Genomic DNA, 18,604 nt, shown 5'->3' with positions numbered 1-18,604 from the left:
CAATGTATGAGTCAGAAACAGCGCATTTTTGTTTGGTCAATCACAGCCGCTCTGGGTGGTTTTCTCTTCGGTTTCGATACCGCCGTTATCTCTGGGGTTGAGCAATCCTTACAATCTCTATGGAGCCTTAATGTCTGGGAACATGGCCTGACTGTTTCCATTGCGCTCATCGGTACGGTTATCGGCTCCATGCTGGGCGGTATTCCTGCCGAAACCTTTGGTCGTAAAAAAACACTACTCTGGATTGCCATTTTGTACTTAGCCGCGTCTATCGGAACGGCACTGGCTACCGATTGGAATATCTTTCTAATCTTTCGTTTTCTGGGTGGGTTAGGTGTAGGCGCTTCCTCAGTGGCGGCCCCCATGTACATCACCGAAATTTCGCCCGCCAACTCCCGTGGACGCCTGGTTGCTCTGTTTCAGTTCAATGTTGTATTAGGCATTCTGATCGCTTATCTGTCGAACTTCTTGCTGGCAGGCGTTGGGGCTGACTCGTGGCGCTGGATGCTGGGCGTACAGGCAATACCCTCACTGATTTTTCTGGTTGCCGTTCTGAATATTCCCGAAAGTCCTCGTTGGTTATTGCTCAAGAAAGGGCAAGTGGCCGAAGCCCTTCAGGTACTGAATATGATCGATCCAGCCACTGCCAAGGAAACGCTGGTCGCCATTCAGCAAAGCAATCATCATATCGAAGGCTCTACCCGACTGTTTTCGGCAAGCCATAAAACACCCATTATGCTGGCCGTATTGTTTGCGGTCTTCAATCAGGTTTCGGGGATTAATGCCATCATTTACTATGCGCCCCGGATTTTCGAAATGACGGGTCTGGGCAAGAGTTCGGCTTTGCTGTCATCGGCAGGTGTTGGGTTGGTCAACCTCATCTTTACGATGATTTCGATGAACCTTATTGATCGGTTTGGCCGCCGGACACTCATGAAAATTGGGTCGGTTGGTTTAATCATCACTCTGGGCTTAGTGGCTCGGGCGTTCTACCTACAAGATTTTAGCGGCATGAGTGTGCCTTTGCTGCTCTTTGGCTATATCGCCTTTTTTGGTTTCTCGCAGGGAGCGGTCATCTGGGTATTCATTTCCGAAATATTCCCCAACGAGGTGCGTGCCAGTGGCCAGTCGCTGGGCAGTTTTACCCATTGGCTAATGGCGGCTATTATCACGTTTACTTTTCCCTACTTCGCCGAACACATTGGAGGGGGCAATACCTTCCTGTTTTTTACCATCATGATGGTGTTGCAACTCCTGTTTGTTGTTCGCCTGATGCCCGAAACGAAGGGAACCAGTTTGGAGCAAATCGAAAAAACATTCCTAGTCCATTAATCGGCTTCAGCAATGACATCGACAACTATTATCTGCTTTGGCGAAATTCTCTGGGACATCTTACCGGATAGCAAACAACCGGGTGGGGCGCCTATGAATGTAGCCGTTCACTTACGGAATTTGGGATTAAATGCTCAGTTAATAAGCCGGGTAGGTAACGATGAGCTGGGGCGCGAACTACTGAACTTTTTGCGGAAAAAACACCTGCCAACGGCCTATGTGCAATTGGGAGCTACTCATTTGACCGGTATTGCCAAAGCTAACGTGACGGAGCGCAATGAAGTCATTTATAAAATCCTGCAACCAGTAGCCTGGGATTACATTCAGTACGACGCAACGCTGGCTCCGCTTTATCAAAAGTCGATTCTCGTGTATGGAAGTTTGGCGGCTCGGAATCAGGAGTCCCGAAATACGTTGCACCAACTTCTGGATCAGGCGGCTCTAAAGGTATTTGATGTTAACCTGCGTGCTCCGCACTACACACCTCTGGAGGTTACGTATTTGTTGCAAAAAGCAGATATTCTGAAGGTCAGCCAGAGCGAACTGGCTGAAATTGCTGGCTGGTATACATCGCCACGTACTGAACGGGATGCGATGCAGTATCTGCGCAACCGATTCAACTTGAAGACTATCTGCGTAACGCGGGCTGAAAATGGGGCCATCATGCTCAGTAACGATGGCTTCGAAGAACACCCTGGTTTCTCGGTAAATGTAGCGGATACGATCGGAAGTAGCGACTCCTTTCTGGCAGCTTTTCTCTATAAAATATTGCAGGGAGAGACACCTAAGAAAACACTGGAATTTGCCTGCGCTACAGGAGCCTATGTGGCTACCCAGCGTAGTGCCACACCCATTATTTCCGAGTCGCTTATCATGAAAAAAGTTCGCCGGGCGGCAGTTGTATAGCCTGTTCCGGTAATCCTGATCACTTTGCGTACTTATCGTAACTTAGTTCTATACACGTCCATTTTCATCAATAGACAGCACGAAAATGGACATTCTGACACCTGATTTAGGTTGGTAATATGGCTTATGGCAGGGGGCGGTTGTAGTATCCGACCGACTCCCTGCTCTAACTTATATGAGTGAACGTCAGTTGATCTTGAACGTTTAAATCTACCTGAAAGAGCGAATACAGTAACCTATGATAAACGTGGATTAATACCGAAATGGATTGCTGCTAAAATTGGTGGTCTATTCGGTTGTAGTAAAAAGGGTATTGAGGCATCTCGATACCCTTTTTTGGTTTTATAGGATTTTCGCTGGTAGCCGTGCCACGGTTCTTACATGACGCTAAAATAAACCGTGGCACAGCTACCGGCTTAAGCTTGCTGCATAGCTAAGCGATTATAAGCCATTTGCTTGAGTAGAAAAACGACACCGTATTTCGCAATTTGAGTCCGGTATGATTTGTACATGGCCACAAAATGAGAGTAGGTATGCAAGCGAGCTGTAGCTATGGTGGATATTTCCAGCAAAGCTGCTACATCATCGCTGTTGACCTTTGCCCAATCGTGTTGATGAAAGTGAGCGTCGTTTAATTCATAGGAAACGCCCTTGTCATCGGTGCCCGCGCAGAGGTAATGGCCGTATGCCGCTAGCAGGAATGCCATGCGCTGAACATCCCGATTCTGCGCCAACAGATCACGCAGAGTTGGCAGGATTAAGGCCGGTAACTTCGACGCACCGTCGACGCATAAATTGGCTAATGGATCGCTCGTTGGTCTGGAAAATTGGCTGAGCCATTGTTGTCTATTATCGTCCAGGTTAATGGCATCCTGTGCTTCCGCAAAGGGCATAACATCCTGTTCGATAAATACATTGAGGTAGTTGCTGAATAAGTGGTCATTCAAGGCTTCCTCTACCGTTCGATAGCCAGCCAGAAATGCTGGATAGGCCAGCATCATTAAAAGATCTTGATTATTGGTTTTCATGATGAGTAAGTCGTAACGAGTGTTTGTATGGGCGTACTAAAGAGTCCATCTAAACCTATAAGGTCTTTGAGACCTTATAGGTTTAATTAAGCCTGATTAAACGAATTCGGTCTGATCAGGTTGCAGAAGTTGTGCTATTGAATTCGGGCGAGTCTGGTTGATCTCGTCGTGATGGCGAAGGTTCTGAGCAATGTTCGTGATTTGATCGCCCAGTTTGCCTTGTTTACCAATGCTTGCCTTATCGTATTGATGCTGTCGGGTTGGTTCCCAGAAGAAGAGTTCGGTCTTGGCGTCGTAAATACCAATCGGTTTGTAGTCTTCCTGCGTAAGCAACTTTGCTAAAATTGCATTGGCTTCTTCGTGTGTGTCACTGTAAATATGGTGATACTGCTTATGAAGCAGATAAATGACTGAAAAACGGCTCATGTGTTGTGAAGTTTGATTGTAACGGCGGCTGTTGAACCACAGGTTCGATGCCTGATGTCGGCTAGTAGCGAATTACGCAACGAGGCCGGCGTACTATGCCACGGCGGGAGCCGCAGGTACTGAATTGATCGTCAATTGCATGGAAAGGCTTTTTGAGCCAATCGCGTGTTTGGGCAATAGGTGAGTAAGTAAATGCGCTGTTTTTCTGGCATTCAATTACCGGTTAATAGATGGTGACGATCAGGTAGTTGGTTAAATTTAGTTTGGTTAAAACAGAAAAATGGAGGAGTTCTCTCTCCAGTAATCGATTCTCGTTTAGTAATTTCCGGATGTCCAGATGCCTCTAAAGTTTTTGGTCTTCAAAAGGCAAAAGCGGTTAGGCTTCAACTACTAGACTTATGTAAACCTAAAAAAGTACAATTAGTTATCCATAATTTTTTCTCCCTACTTCCTATTTTTGATGGTTAAGATAACGTTTCATTTGTTGTAAGTTATTTATAATCAATCTTAAATAGACGAATGTGGAGCGGACATCTTTTCAACTAAATAACTAAATAGAGGTGTTGATTGGTTTAGGAATATTGATAAAGTACCATAACTGCCTTTTATCTTTCAGCGAAAAGCAGAATTGTACAAGCTATTCTTTAGGAAGTAATATGGTTTTATAGACTATAAAGATCGATGAAAGTAGTAGGCAACTGAAAATGATTACATGGATTAATTGAATAGTATAAATTTATTCGGACTGGTAAGCTGCGTCAAGTGTGGGGAAGAGGAATCAAATTCCGATTTCACCAAACTTCTCCCCCCCATCGACTGTGTTCAAAAGGAAGCGTCACACTGTGTGTCAGCGGCTAAACACCTGAATCGTACAATAATCCTATTCGCTGAAAAGGCAGTAGAAACAGTTAGTCACTATGGAATACAGACAATTAGGTGCATCGGGACTACACGTTCCTGTATTGAGTTTTGGTACGGCCACCTTTGGCGGAGGCAATGAATTCTTTAAAGCCTGGGGGAGCACGCAGGTCGATGAGGCTACTCGATTGGTCAATCTCTGTTTAGAGGCCGGTGTTAATTTGTTCGATACGGCCGACGTATATTCAGATGGTTTATCGGAAACCATTTTAGGGAAAACGGTGGCGGGTATTCGCGACAAGGTGCTCATCTCGACCAAAGCAACGTTCACATTTGGCGAAGGACCTAATAACCAGGGCTCATCGCGCTTTCACTTGTTGAAACAATGCGAAAGCAGCCTTAAACGTCTGAAAACAGATTATATCGACATCTACCACATGCATGGTTTCGATGGAGTAACGCCCATTGAAGAAACCCTTCGTACGCTGGACGATCTGGTTCAGAGTGGCAAAGTGCGCTACATTGCCTGTTCCAATTTTTCGGGCTGGCACCTGATGAAATCGCTGGCGATTTCGGAAAAGTATGGCTGGAATCGGTACGTAGCGCATCAGGTTTATTACTCCCTGGTGAATCGGGAGTACGAATGGGAATTGATGCCGTTGGGTATCGATCAGCGCGTAGGAGGGATCATCTGGAGTCCGTTGGCCGCTGGTCGGCTAGGGGGTAAATATCGCCGGAATCAGCCGGTTCCGCCCGATAGCCGGGTTGCGCAGGGCGGTAGTCCCGTTCCGGCATTTGCCATTTCCGATGAATTGTTTTATACCATCATCGATGTACTGGATGAGCTGGCTGCCGAAACGGGTAAATCAGTAGCCCAGGTGGCGCTCAACTGGCTCTTACAGCGACCAACGGTATCGACAATCGTAATTGGGGCTCGGAATGAAGAACAGTTGAAACAAAATCTTGACGCTGTTGGCTGGAACCTCACAACGGAACAGGTGAAAAGGTTAGATGCAGCTAGCGATGTGCCGACTATTTATCCCTATTGGCACCAACGCCAAAATCTGACGTTGAATCCCCCACCGAAATTTTATTAAGCGACCAGGATGATACAGTTCATACGACTCGACCATGTGTTGATTTGCATTCCGGAGGGAACAACGGCCCAGGCCCGCGAATTTTACCGTGATGTACTGGGGCTCGAAGAGATTCCGGGGGAGCATCCGAGCGGTGCCATCTGGTTCAAAATTGCTGATATTCAGATTCATCTTCGGGAAGAAGCTGGCGGCAATTATTCCAAACGGCATCCGGCCTTTGAAGTCGCTAATCTTACTGAAGCAAAGCAGAGTCTGATCAGCAAAGGTCTTGCTATCGAATATTCATCTGAGATCGATGGGCGAGAACGGTGCTTCTTCCGTGACCCATTCGATAATCGGATTGAATTGATTGAATTTATTGATTAGTAGTGTTTTGTACTATAGTCATACGTCCTTTGTTAAGCGTAGTCCAGACTACACTCAACAGGGAAACTCGTCTTATTAATTACTCTTCTCTTTTTTCATTCTCGCCGGGTTAAAACCCGGCGCAGCTCACTTATTCTGTGTTTTTGCGCCGGGTTTTAACCCGGCGAGAATGAAAAAATACCTTTGTATTACTACCAACGCTGTTGCGTGTATCCGGGTATAACGAGTTAGATTTGTACCTTAAAAGGCCGATCAATTACCTTTTAACGGTTGGGGAGGTCATGCATACGATCAACGTACTGTGCAGATTGGAAAAGCAGCCCTTGTTGTCAGGTTGCGCTTTGGACTAGCCTTGTGTTAGTTTTGAGTTGGGGATACGTATCACCTTTGGAATCGAAATACCATTGAATACAGATGTAGTAACAACGGGCGAGCTATTTGAACTGTTAACAAAGGCTACAAGAGATGCCGTCTGGAATTGGAATCTGGAAACCAATACGATTTGGTGGAATGAAGGGTATACAACCCTGTTTGGCTACAACACACAAGAGGTTGCCGAAGATGCCCTGGAAGCCTGGGTCGATCATATTCACCCCCAGGATAAAGATCGCGTTTTATTTAGTATTCATCAGGTTCTTGATGCGGGTGGCACGAACTGGTCGGACGAGTATCAATTTCAGCGGGCCGATGGTCGTTATGCAACGGTTTTAGATCGGGGCTATATTTTGTATCGGGAAGGCAAACCACTGCGAATGGTGGGCGCTATACAGGATATTACCGATCGCGTTGCCTTGCAAAAAGCCCACGAGGAGAGCGAAGAACGGTTGCGGTTTGCGCTGCAATCGGCCCGGCTAGGTACCTGGGAGCTAGACCCGGTGCGCGGTGTTGTTAACTGGGACAGTCGCTGTCAGGAGCTATGTGGACTGACAAATGCCGACAGCCAATCGTATGCACAAACAGTAGATTACATCCACCCTGATGATCGAAGCCGGGTTGAAGAGGCCGTCCGATGGGCGCTCAACCCGCTGTCGGGAGGTCATTATGAAACAAGTTTCCGAACCATCGGCGTTAATGATCGGCGCTTGCGATGGGTGCGGTTCATCGGCAAGACGCACTTCTCCGAAACAGGCGAAGCTTCCCGTTTTTCGGGGGTTGCGGAAGATATTACCGAAGAAGTACTCGCGAAAGAGCAAGCTGCTTTATCGGAGCAGCAGGCTCGAATAGCGTTGGAAGGATCGGGATCTGGGTCTTTTTTTATTAAAACCGGGAGCGAAATTGACGGAGATAATAATATCCTTTATTCGCCTTCATTTTCCCGGATTTTAACCGGCCAGGAGTCGCCCAATCTTAGCTGGAAGGTATTTGTCGAGCATTTACATACCGACGATCGGAAAATCAGAAATCAGGCACATAGCCTGGCCGTTCTGACGGGAAATATTAACTATGAAGCGCGTTTTGTTTGGGTTGATAAAACGATTCATTGGGTCAAAATAGTTGGCCAATACTTATTCGACGCCAGTGGAAAACCGGTTTCGGTTACGGGGATAGCCCTGGATGTTAGCGAACAGAAAGAGCGGGAGCGCGCCTTGCGAGAGGCCGAAGAACGTTTTTCCATCGCCTTCAGCAACACGTCGATGGCGATGGGTTTTACCGATCAGAAAGCCAATTTTACGTTAGTCAATGATGCCTATACGCAACTGCTGGGCTATTCGGTTTCAGAATTATATACACTGAATAACTTCGACATCACCCACCCGGACGATCGCGCCTATAACCGTCAGTTGTTTGAAGAAGTTGTAGCGGGGAATCGGCCTTTCTTCAATCTGATTAAGCGCTATATACACAAAGATGGATCCATCCGCTGGGTGCAATTGAATGTGACCAGCGTGACCGATGCGCAGGATGAGGAGCATAGCATGATTATCATTGCTCAGGATATTAGCGAACAAGTTGAAGCCAATAGTAAAATACGGGCGAGTGAAGAGCGGTTTCGGAACATGATTATTCAGGCTCCGGTGGCGATTAGTATCCTGAATAGTCGCAGGCTGATCGTTGAAACAGCCAACACATCGATGCTGGAAATATGGGGCAAAGACGCATCGATTATGGGAACGCCACTCATTCAGGCACTGCCAGAGCTGGAAGGGCAAGGATTTATTGAATTACTGGAGGGTGTATATGATTCGGGTGTTTCGCACTATGGGGTTGAGACACGTGCCCGTCTGTATCGTAGGGGAGATTTAGAAGATGCTTACTTTAACTTCGTTTATGCACCTGTGCGCGATGATCAAGGAAAGATCAGTAGCGTAATGGTGATCGCTACCGAGGTTACCACGCAAATGAAAGCGAAAGTGGCCCTGCAGGAAAGCGAACAACGTTTCCGAACGCTGCTGGAAGCCATAGCCCAAATGACCTGGACCAATACGCCAGAAGGTGAAGTCAACTTCTACAATCAACGATGGTACGATTATACGGGGTTGGATTTCGACCAGATCAAAGCATGGGGATGGCAGTCGCTGGTTCACCCGGCCGATTTGCCGCGTACACTTGATATGTATAAAAAGGCGCTTGCCGACGGAACCACTTTTGTTGTCGAAAACCGGTATCGGCGTGGAACTGACGGTATGTACCGATGGCATTTGAACCGGGCATTACCCATCCGAGATGAGTTGGGTGAGATTGTACTTTGGGTAGGTACAGCTACTGATATTCATGAACAGAAGTTGCTGGCTACCCAGTTGGAACAGCAGGTCCAGGTCCGAACAGAGCAGTTGGTGGCTTCAAACCAGGACCTTCGCCGGTCGAATGAAAACCTGGAAAAATTTGCCTACATCGCCAGTCACGATTTACAGGAGCCATTGCGAAAGGTTCAGTCATTTGGTGATCTGCTAAAAAATCAATATGCAGTTGAGTTAGGAGAGGGGCTTGATTATCTGGAACGGATGCAAAGTGCGGCCAGTCGGATGTCGTTGCTTATTAAAGACTTACTAACGTTTTCGCGTATATCCACACGTCAGGAATCTACCACGTCGGTGTCGCTGAATCAGGTAATCGAAGAGGTGATTGATGATCTGGAAGTTGCGATTCTGCAGGTAGATGCGCAAATACAGGTTGATTTATTACCCGTCATATCGGGAGATGAGTCGCAGCTATGGCAGTTGTTTCAGAATTTACTAAGCAATGCCCTGAAGTTTCAGCAACCCGGTATTGCCCCGGTTATTCGCGTACAGGTTGAACAAATTTTAGCCGGTAGCATACCGGCTCTGGTGCAGCCTTCCCGCCAGGCAATGGCTTACCATCAGATCAACGTCTCGGATAACGGAATCGGCTTCGACGAAAAATATGTAGACCGTATTTTCCAGGTTTTCCAACGACTGCACACCCGAAATGAGTACGCCGGTACAGGCATTGGTCTGGCCATTTGTGAGAAAGTAGTTGCCAATCATGGCGGAGCTATTACGGCTTACAGCAAGCCCGGTAAGGGTGCTACCTTCACCATTTACTTCCCTATCGCGTAAGGTACCCAATGTACCCACGGGCTTCAGCCCGTGTATGAATTAGCTAGAACACGGGCTGAAGCTCGTGGCTACAATCTGCTCCTAAGGTCTGTGTCCTCACAGACCCACTCGCGTCAGCAATTAGCTACATCCGAAAGATAGCTTTGGCCTGTGTCCTCACAGGCCTTGGGTTAGCTATTTCCTCCTGTTTAGCTTTCCAGAAAAAAATCTAAATTTTTTTTTCACCCTCGTGCAACCTGCCCCGTGGGTTCTGACATCTTCCTGTCAAATAACACAACAAATACTTCATGAAACTGGCAATAGCCTAAACCCTCAACCTTAAAATAACAACAGCTATGAACACGCTCAAACACCTCCTCACCACCGCTATGATTGCTGCCACAACGGCTTCGTTCGCACAATCAACTACCGTTACCATCACGACCGATTCGACATCATCGACCTCGTCGACTCAGATCACACGGACAAGAAGCCGGCACTACGCTCGTGTTACGTCTGACTTCGGTATTTACATTGGCTTGAATAACTTCGGCAGTTCGCTCCCTGCGAATTATGAACTTAGCCCAATTGGTTCGCGCTTTGTGGCACTCTCCTGGCAGAAACGTATTCCGATTGCCGTGAATGGTTCGACCAAACTTCGCCTGATTACAGGTCCCGAAGTAGCCTGGAACAACTTTATGTTTGTCGATCGAAACATGTTTGTTGCGCAGAATGGTCAGGTTGGTGTCGAGGCCGCTTCCGTTGATCTGCACCGGTCGAAACTGGTGACGACGCAGCTTAACTTACCGGTGATGCTTAATCTATCACTTCGGTCGGGCTTTAGCTGGAGTCTGGGTGCTTATGCAGGTATGCGATTAGACAGCTACACGAAAGTGAAACCTGAAGGCGGAGCAGCTGTGCGAAATCACAACTCCTACAACCTGAATCCGATTCGCTGGGGCCTGACAACCGAACTCGGCTTCCGGGGTGATGCCAAGCTGTTCTTCCGCTACGAACCCAACAGTCCTTTCCGGTCAGGCCAAGGCCCCGATACCAGCGTATGGGCTGTGGGGATTAAACTGTAATCCGAACCGGGATTTATGTGATTTTACTGACTGACTGTGATTTTTATGATTTTCTTCCCAAAAGCCGAAGGCTAAAAACCACAAGAATCAAAGTCAGTCAGTGAAATCATAAAAATCCCGGTTCAGACATGCAACGTTTGCTTTCTGGCTTGTGTCTTTAGCTTGAAGTTTCCCCTCAAAGTGCCAACCCCCTCGTAAAATCCACTCATCCTGCCGTTCAGACCGCTTGTGTAAGAACAGGTACTTTGTGATGCCCACTACCTACCTTTGCCATGTACTTGATACAAAGACAAAGCAACCTTCTGAAAACAACAATACATATGAAGACAATATTCTCCTTTTCAATCCTTAGCCTGCTGACGCTCACCACCGCGTTTTCGCAGGTTCTGACACGGGGAACTGTCAATGGGCAGGTGGGCACCGTAGCCGGCAAGCCGCTCGAATTTACCACCATGATGCTTCTCAAAGCTAAAGATTCAACCCTCGTTAAAGGCGCTATTAGCGATGTCGACGGGAAATATGCTTTCGAAAATGTGGGCGCAGGTCAATATCTGGTAGCTGCTCAACAGATTGGTTTCCGCAAAACGTATAGTGCACCGTTCGCAATAGATGAAGCGCATCCAACCCGTGAATTGCCCGCATTGGCTATGGCTGATGAGACGAAAAGTCTGACCGAAGTGAAAGTCGTTGCGCAGAAACCGTTCATTGAGCAACAGGTTGACCGGACAGTTATGAACGTCGAAAACAGCATTGTGGCCAGTGGTAACACGGCGTTGGAAGTACTGGAAAAAGCTCCCGGCGTAACCATCGATCGTCAGAACGACCAGATTCAGCTAAAAGGTAAAGCGGGTGTCATCGTTTATATCGACGGCAAGCAGACCTACCTTTCGCAACAGGAAGTATCGAACCTGCTCAAAAATACGCCGAGCGATAATATTGCATCCATCGAGATTATTACCAACCCCGGCTCTAAATACGATGCCGCTGGTAACTCGGGGATTATCAATATCAAAATGAAGAAAAACAAGAATTTCGGTACCAACGGAACCTTCATTTTGGGAACTGGCTACGGCTGGGTGAAAAACCTTAGTGGGGCACGTGATGATCTGCCGAAATTCAACTCGTCGCTGAATATTAACCATCGCGAGGGTAAGATCAATTTGTTCGGAAACTATAGCTACGTAAATCGCCAGAGTTCGCAAAGCAATCAAATTATCCGGAACATTCCTTACAACGGGCATACGACTTACTTTGACCAGAATTCGTTTCGGCCTAATCAGTTTATCGGCCATTCGTACAAGGCGGGTATGGATTATTTCATCAACGACAAAAGTACGATTGGGGTATTGGTGAATGGTTTTTCGAACGACTGGCGGTCATCGGGCCAGAACAATACGCTCATCAGCGACGAAAACCATGTGTTGACTAGTAAAGCCATTACGCAAACCAATCAGGGTAACCTTTTGTCAAACCTGACGGGTAATGTTAACTACAAATTTGACTGGGGTAAAGGTCGCGAGTGGACTGTAGATGGGGATTTCGTACACTACGGTGGCAAGAATAGCAACAATCTGGCTACCCAGTATTTTAATTCTGAAAACGTCATTTATCGGCCTAATCAGGATGTGCGGAGCAACATGCCATCGACAATCAATATCTGGGCGTTCAAAACCGATTATGTGCATCCGTTGAAAAATGGAAGCAAAGTAGAAGCGGGTCTGAAAAGTAGCTACGTTAGTGCCGACAACAATACGATTTACGATACACTGCAACAGGAGAATCGGCAGTGGTTACCAGATGCCAGCCGTTCCAACCAGTTTCAGTACAATGAAAATATCAACGCAGGTTACCTTAACTACGCTGGTAAATTCGGTAAGCTGAAAGTTCAGGCAGGACTACGGGCCGAACATACACACTCGATTGGCCATTCAATCACGCTGGACCAGACCGTTGATCGGAACTACCTGAACCTGTTCCCAACCGTGTTCCTGTCGCGGCAACTGGATACGAATAACGTGTTGAACCTCTCGTACAGCCGTCGGATCGATCGTCCTGATTACCAGAATCTGAACCCCTTCGTGTTTTACCTGGACCCATACACTTATCAGAAAGGGAATCCATTTCTGCGACCTCAGTACACCAATTCGATTGAGTTGACCCACGTATTCAAAAATGCCTTTACAACAACGCTGAATTACAGCCGCACTACGGATTTTATTAACCAGGAAACACCCCGCCAGATTCCTGCTGAGAATGTTACCTACGTAACGCCAGAAAACCTGGGTTCTATGGATAATGTGAGTTTGAATCTGAGCTTTCCTGTAATGGTGGCTAAATGGTGGCGGATGCAGAACAACATCAATACCTACTATCAGCACTACCAAACCATATACTCGGGCACCCCTTACGAAGTGAAATTAGTCGCCTATAACTTATATATGTCGAACAATTTCACGATGAGTAAAACGCTGTCGGCAGAAATATCGGGCTGGTACAATTCAGCTTCGCAATATGGCTTCTATCGGGCGCAGCCAATGGGTGGTTTCAGCATCGGTGTCCAGAAGAAAGTGCTGGATGGTAAGGGTACATTGAAACTGAATGCAAATGACCCCTTCTGGTTGAACCACTTCAACGGTCGGGCGCTGGTTCAGGACATTGACTTCCGGGTACAGTCGCGCTGGGAGAGCCGCCAGTTCCGACTGACATTCACCTACCGATTTGGTAATCAAAACGTAAAAGGTGCCCGTCAACGCAATTCAGCCACATCGGCCGAGCAAAACCGGGTAGGCGGACAGAACTAAAGAGATAGATGATGTATGATATAGGATGTATTGTTTTCACCGGCAGGTCATATCATACTTCCTACATCATATACCATACATAGCAACAACGGACTTAGTTTAGGTTAAGAAAACGTGAAAGCCGTCCCCGGATTGAGGGGCGGCTTTTTTGTTGGGTGATACCCAGGTATTTATGGGATGAGTTTTGGGTGCTCTTGAAATTAAGCTAGATATAAGGAACAAAAATCAACGGATTTACTCTTTAGCTGGCAATCGTAACAGGTTGCTTTAACAGTTTTAGATAAGATTAAGAACAAATAAACAGACCCGCTAGACTTAACGGGCCTGTTTATGTATCGCATCAACCAGTGGTTTATCAGTTACTAGTGCATTGCGGCTAGGGATGGAACTGAGCTAGGGTCATTCACAAAGAGTCTTGCCTGGAAACCAGTACTAAGCCCGACTGCTATCCACAATATATCACCTACCGTTAACTCGATGCCCGAAAATAAACCGTATTCGGGTGTTCGAAACAGATCGCTGCCGTAGGGAGTAAGACGAAACCACTCCCGGTCACCAATCTCGTTAAACTCATGCGTGGCCACATAGTGTAGTACGTCCTCTCGGCTGAGTGAAGGAATTGGGTTGTGAGCCTCGATATTCATGGTAGTAATATTTAGAGATTTTTTTTACTTATATAACGAAAATAAATAGCGGAACGTTTAAAAAAGGCTCATAAATCGGATAAGAATTAACCAAAAAAGGCCCAGGCAGGCATACTGCAAGGGCCCCTTTTCATACGTACGTTTGTTTCCTCAAATTAAACCAGGAGTAGTAGATTATTTCAGTTGTTTGAGCTGCTCGTAATAGTATTTTTTGGCTTGAAGCACCGATGGTAGATTACTCGGCTTATCCTCTGCGTCGCGCTCAATGTAAATTGGACCACTAAAATTCTGCTTTTTCAATTCTTGAAAAACAGCAGGAAAATCAACCACACCTGTGCCAACCGGTACATCTTTTAAGCTAGGATCATTATAAGCCGCAATGTCTTTTAAGTGTATGCCAATGATATGTCCTTTTAGTTTTTTAACGGCGTCAACAGGATTGATACCGCTTTTGGGCCAATGCCCCAAGTCGGCACAAGCGCCAAAGTTGGGATGATTTTTTAGCGCAGCTAATACCGAATCAGGATGCCAATAGTGACTTACTCCTTTCCAGTGTTCATGAATGGCTACTTTCATTTTGTAGATTCCGGCCAGGCTGTCGATTTCGTTCCAAAGGTTTACCGGTGGCTCCGCAGTGACAAATTTGGCACCAAGCTGTTTGGCAATCTCAAATTGCTTCTTCCAGGAATTAACCGTTTTATCACCAGCAATATAGACTGATCCGGCCTGTAAGCGTCGCTGATCAATCATTTTTCTGAGTTTGGCAATACCGCCCGGCGAGAGCTGATTCATAGCCGAATCCTTTAAGGCAGGTCCTGTTTTATGAAATGTATTCGGTTCAATGTAGGTAATTCCGGCACTGTCTACTTTCGCTAACGCATCCTGAAAATTAACGGTATGGAACGTCCATAGGGCTACACCGAATTTCCATTCGTTAGCTATTTTCCTTGCCTTAGGGGTTGAGGCAGCCTGTCCGAAAGCAGCAAAAGGCGCCAAAATCAACAGGATGATTGTTAAGTGGATTTTCATAATTAATCTGAATAGCCTTTTTAGTGCAATACAAGGGAGAATAGTGCACTATTTTACTTAACGTCAAGGTTTATTATCTAGTAGATAAGCTTAGCAGTCGAATGTTAATTTAGGGTTACTATTGACTGAAACTTTCTGGCGGCTTTAGAAAAATGTAGAAGAAGGAGATGCTGGCTTCCAAAGCTGTATCACATTATGTTTTCCTGCACAGCCTGATAGACCGTCCTGATTGTGGGCTGGAAACCCAGACTACGAGCAAGCGAACTATCGCTAAGCAGGTACCACGGGTTCACAAGCGGCTCGGAGGATGATTCCAATGACCCACCGACCAGCTGGACTAATTCGTAAATCGATGTCGGGGCTTCATCGGATATATTGACGATGCGCCCGTCCATCGCGCCAGCTAAGGCCAGGTTGATAGCGATGGAGATGTCGCGGTGGTGGATTGTGCTCATCCGCATAGCCGGATGCCATTTGCCTGCAATCGCATACTTGGGTAACGATTCCAGATGCCCATCCCCATCACCATAAACAAATGGGAAACGCAGTACCACCCAGTTGAGACCACTTTCGCGTAGCTCTTTCTCAGCGGCAACCTTGCTGGCTGGGTAGGCCTGTTGGGGAGCTACTTCGTCATCTTCGCGGCCGGGATGCGAATTGTTGGCGTTATAAACGTTTGTGGTACTGGCCAGAATGAAACGTGCGTCAGGCGCATAGGCCTTTGCTGCCTCGATCAGATTACGCGTCCCGTCGAGATTGCTTTTCCAGATCAGATCCGTGTCTTGGGTGCGGAACACGGCTGCCAGATGAATAATAGCTGATACATCCAGCACTGCCTCTTTGAGCGATGCGGAATCGAATAAATCGCCTTCCACAGCCGTCACGTTGGCCGCAACATGCTTTCCTCCTCGCACTAGCGCGCGGCAGTCCATCCCCGCATCCGCAAGACGCCTGAGCAGGCGCTCGCCTACCAGGCCCGTTACACCGGTTACCAGTATTTTCCCTACTTGTCTGTTCATTATCCTACATGTTTTATGGTAGGGGCAAAGCTCGGGAGAGTACAGTAAACAGAGCCGGACGAAAGCCGACAAGTTCAGGACAAATCCTGAAAAAACTCAGCGACCGTTTTGCCAGTTTCCTTTTTAAACAGGCGGGAAAAGTAGTCAGGGTCATTGAAACCAAGCTCAAAAGCCAATTCCTTAACGGAAGATCGCTCTCCGTAATATAGTCGGCGTCTAGCTTCCAGAATAAGACGGTTCGTAATAAATTCTTTTGGTGAGCGCCCTGAGTAGTGTTTAACCAGGTGGTATAAGCTATCAGTGTTCAGGGCAAGTTTTTCCGCAATATCCTTGATGGTCGGGTGATCAGTGAGGTTGTTCTCTACAAATACCTTGAATCCGATGTATTTGGCGAGTTTGTCATCTGAGGGCTTTCTATCACTGGCAAAATAAGCCAGATTAATTTCCGTCATCAGACTATTCAGATGGGCCAAGATAAGCTCAGGCTCCGTATCTGAAGTCGTTAACAAACCCAGAAGTAGTTCAAAAATAGCCTGAAGCCTACTGGCAGCCGCAGGTGAAAAACTTATTTTTTGCTGATTAAGTGGATTGAGCAGGAAAGGGTATTGCTTCGGCAATCGGGACAGGCATTCTTCATCAAAGCCCAGTTTATAATAATCCTTTCCATGTACATTGACCGGCAATTGTTGAATCTGGTGAGGCAACGCGAAAAGTAGCTCATGCTTACTGAGGTCGACCTTTTCCATGTCAACGGCATACTGAGCAGAGCCTTCCAGAATAAAGAGAAAGTAGTAGTAAGATAAACGACGCGTCGGCTCATACTTATCTGTAGTTTGGGGGGATAAATGACCAAAATCCGGAGAAACAATTCGGATGGGCAATTGGCTATTTTGGCTGAAATCCTCCGGTAACGAATCGATCCTATGCATGCCTGCTTGTTACTTACTAGTGTTACTTAAAGAGTAGTCTGGCGGCTTTTTGTATTTTTGATGCTGTAACTCATCTTCCATGACTAAGCATCGACTGACTCTAACGGCCACCGAACGTACAGAATTACTGGCTAAAGTCCAAAAAGGCAAAACAGCCGCTAAACTCATCCAAAAAGCACAGGTGCTTTTGGCCAGTGACGAGGCTGTCGAACGCCAGAGCCAAACTACGATTGCCGCCACCTATCATCTCTCCACACGCAGTGTTGAGCGGATTCGCAAAGAATTTTGTGAGCAGGGCATGGCGGTCTTTGATCCAAAGCCCCGCCAGCCCCGTTCCGACAAAAAGCTGACGGGGGAAGTGGAAGCTCACTTGATTGCCATTGCCTGTAGCGAACCACCAGTCGGTGAAAGCCGCTGGAAATTACAGGCTATTGCGGATCGACTGGTCGAACTCCAAGTAGTTGAAACGCTTTCTCACACGAGTGTGGCAACGGTGTTAAAAAAAACCAACTTAAGCCCTGGCGGGTCAAGGGATGGGTGATTCCGCCCAAGCAAAGTGCCGATTTTGTGTACTATATGGAACAGGTTTTAGCTGTTTATGAGCGACCTTATGATGAGCGGTTTCCCGTTGTTTGTGTGGACGAATCACCCAAACAACTAATCGAAATCAAGCAATATCGTTCCGCCGACGGCACACGCATCCAAGATTCCGAATACATCCGGCGGGGCGTAGGCGAGATTTATATGGCCTTTGAACCCTTGGCAGGGCAACGGTTTGTCGAAGTCAAAGACGATCACAAGGCCATTACGTGGGTGGGTGTGCTAGCCAATTTATTGGACGGCCCTTATACAGACTGTGTAAAAATGACGGTGGTTGGAGATAATCTGAGTGCCCATAAACCCAGTGCATTTTATACAGTTTTTGGGGCCGAGAAAGCCAAAGCGTATCTGGATCGATTGGAGTTTGTCTATACCCCCAAGCATGGCAGTTGGCTTGACATGGCTGAGATTGAGTTGTCCATCTTACAGCGTGATTGCCTGAATCGGCACATTGCGACCAAAGAGTTGCTGGTAGCAGAAATTACCGCCTGGCAAGCAAACAGAAATGCCAAACAAGCGAAGGCGAACTGGCAGTTTACCACCAAAGATGCCCGAGTAAAATTACATAAGCTATACCCGACAGTTTAATCTTTAGACAACACTAGTAAGAGTTCAAGAATTACACTAGTAACAACAGAAATGAAAACGTGTTATGGAGTGTAGTTTACTGGCAGTGAACACAAAAATTTCTCTTACAACACTCGTTTTTCGAAGTATATAAAGGCTTTTATGTCACCAAGGAGTATTTTTTGAGATTAATGTAAGGGCCGATTGCTTGTTAGCCTGATTGATGAATCTGTTTTTACTATCCTAGGAGCAATAGTTACTATAAAGTTATACGGAAACAAAATCATAGTGACGACACGAGGAGGTTTGTCGTGAACGGGAAAACAACATTGCCTTTCTATCGAGTAGGTATAATCAGCCAACCTCGTCTTTTTAGAACGTAAATCGTTCCCCCAAAGACAAGCCTTAGCTGTGCCAACT

At 46.7% G+C, this 18,604-nt stretch carries 15 protein-coding genes; 9 read left to right on the top strand and 6 right to left on the bottom strand.

The annotated features are described in order from the left end of the window. Positions 1-6: 6 nt before the first annotated feature. Together H3H32_RS20575 and H3H32_RS20570 are read left to right on the top strand one after the other, a co-directional pair. The gene (locus H3H32_RS20575; RefSeq protein WP_182457518.1) at positions 7-1,332 is read left to right on the top strand and encodes a sugar porter family MFS transporter; all 1,326 of its coding nucleotides are present in this window, start codon (positions 7-9) and stop codon (positions 1,330-1,332) included. A gap of 12 nt (positions 1,333-1,344) precedes the next feature. Further along, positions 1,345-2,238 (top strand): carbohydrate kinase family protein, encoded by an 894-nt coding sequence (locus tag H3H32_RS20570; RefSeq protein ID WP_182457517.1) that lies wholly within the window; start codon positions 1,345-1,347, stop codon positions 2,236-2,238. A gap of 416 nt (positions 2,239-2,654) precedes the next feature. Here the strand turns inward: H3H32_RS20570 and H3H32_RS20565 are convergent, their stop codons facing one another. Beyond that, the gene (locus H3H32_RS20565) at positions 2,655-3,266 is read right to left on the bottom strand and encodes a mannitol dehydrogenase family protein (RefSeq protein WP_182457516.1); all 612 of its coding nucleotides are present in this window, start codon (positions 3,264-3,266) and stop codon (positions 2,655-2,657) included. A 96-nt stretch (positions 3,267-3,362) separates the two neighbouring features. After that, positions 3,363-3,692, bottom strand: a complete 330-nt coding sequence (locus H3H32_RS20560; RefSeq protein WP_182457515.1) for a hypothetical protein — start codon at positions 3,690-3,692, stop codon at positions 3,363-3,365. 917 nt (positions 3,693-4,609) lie between these two features. Here H3H32_RS20560 and H3H32_RS20555 point away from each other — a divergent pair. The 5 genes from H3H32_RS20555 to H3H32_RS20535 all read left to right on the top strand — a co-directional run bounded on the left by H3H32_RS20555 (position 4,610) and on the right by H3H32_RS20535 (position 13,396). Beyond that, positions 4,610-5,647 (top strand): aldo/keto reductase, encoded by a 1,038-nt coding sequence (locus tag H3H32_RS20555; protein WP_182457514.1) that lies wholly within the window; start codon positions 4,610-4,612, stop codon positions 5,645-5,647. A gap of 9 nt (positions 5,648-5,656) precedes the next feature. Continuing rightward, the gene (locus tag H3H32_RS20550; protein ID WP_182457513.1) at positions 5,657-6,013 is read left to right on the top strand and encodes a VOC family protein; all 357 of its coding nucleotides are present in this window, start codon (positions 5,657-5,659) and stop codon (positions 6,011-6,013) included. A 404-nt stretch (positions 6,014-6,417) separates the two neighbouring features. Then, on the top strand, positions 6,418-9,531 hold the full coding sequence (locus H3H32_RS20545; protein ID WP_240543430.1) for a PAS domain-containing sensor histidine kinase: 3,114 nt from the start codon (positions 6,418-6,420) through the stop codon (positions 9,529-9,531). 335 nt (positions 9,532-9,866) lie between these two features. Further along, on the top strand, positions 9,867-10,595 hold the full coding sequence (locus H3H32_RS20540; RefSeq protein ID WP_182457512.1) for a porin family protein: 729 nt from the start codon (positions 9,867-9,869) through the stop codon (positions 10,593-10,595). A gap of 320 nt (positions 10,596-10,915) precedes the next feature. Further along, on the top strand, positions 10,916-13,396 hold the full coding sequence (locus H3H32_RS20535) for an outer membrane beta-barrel protein (protein ID WP_182457511.1): 2,481 nt from the start codon (positions 10,916-10,918) through the stop codon (positions 13,394-13,396). Positions 13,397-13,758: 362 nt separating this feature from the next. Here H3H32_RS20535 and H3H32_RS20530 read toward each other — a convergent pair whose 3' ends face one another. From H3H32_RS20530 to H3H32_RS20515, 4 genes are all read right to left on the bottom strand, one after another. After that, positions 13,759-14,040, bottom strand: coding sequence for a hypothetical protein (locus H3H32_RS20530; protein ID WP_182457510.1), 282 nt, complete (start codon positions 14,038-14,040; stop codon positions 13,759-13,761). A 174-nt stretch (positions 14,041-14,214) separates the two neighbouring features. Beyond that, positions 14,215-15,069 (bottom strand): sugar phosphate isomerase/epimerase family protein, encoded by an 855-nt coding sequence (locus tag H3H32_RS20525; RefSeq protein WP_182457509.1) that lies wholly within the window; start codon positions 15,067-15,069, stop codon positions 14,215-14,217. A 188-nt stretch (positions 15,070-15,257) separates the two neighbouring features. Continuing rightward, positions 15,258-16,088: an NAD-dependent epimerase/dehydratase family protein gene (locus H3H32_RS20520; RefSeq protein ID WP_182457508.1), complete on the bottom strand. Its 831-nt coding sequence runs from the start codon at positions 16,086-16,088 to the stop codon at positions 15,258-15,260. Positions 16,089-16,162: 74 nt separating this feature from the next. Then, positions 16,163-17,017: an AraC family transcriptional regulator gene (locus tag H3H32_RS20515; protein WP_182457507.1), complete on the bottom strand. Its 855-nt coding sequence runs from the start codon at positions 17,015-17,017 to the stop codon at positions 16,163-16,165. Between the two features lie 79 nt (positions 17,018-17,096). On the opposite strand from H3H32_RS20515, the gene H3H32_RS37200 reads away from it, so the two are divergent. After that, positions 17,097-17,558 (top strand): helix-turn-helix domain-containing protein, encoded by a 462-nt coding sequence (locus H3H32_RS37200; RefSeq protein ID WP_220472550.1) that lies wholly within the window; start codon positions 17,097-17,099, stop codon positions 17,556-17,558. Continuing rightward, positions 17,555-18,205 (top strand): IS630 family transposase, encoded by a 651-nt coding sequence (locus H3H32_RS37195; RefSeq protein WP_220472671.1) that lies wholly within the window; start codon positions 17,555-17,557, stop codon positions 18,203-18,205. Before H3H32_RS37200 ends, H3H32_RS37195 begins: the two co-directional genes overlap by 4 nt. Positions 18,206-18,604: the final 399 nt, after the last annotated feature.

Origin of the sequence: Spirosoma foliorum (assembly GCF_014117325.1) — a bacterium.
GTDB classification, from domain to species: Bacteria; Bacteroidota; Bacteroidia; order Cytophagales; family Spirosomataceae; genus Spirosoma; species Spirosoma foliorum.
Note: the sequence above shows the minus strand (reverse complement) of the source record. Positions and strands in the feature narration are given on the sequence as shown.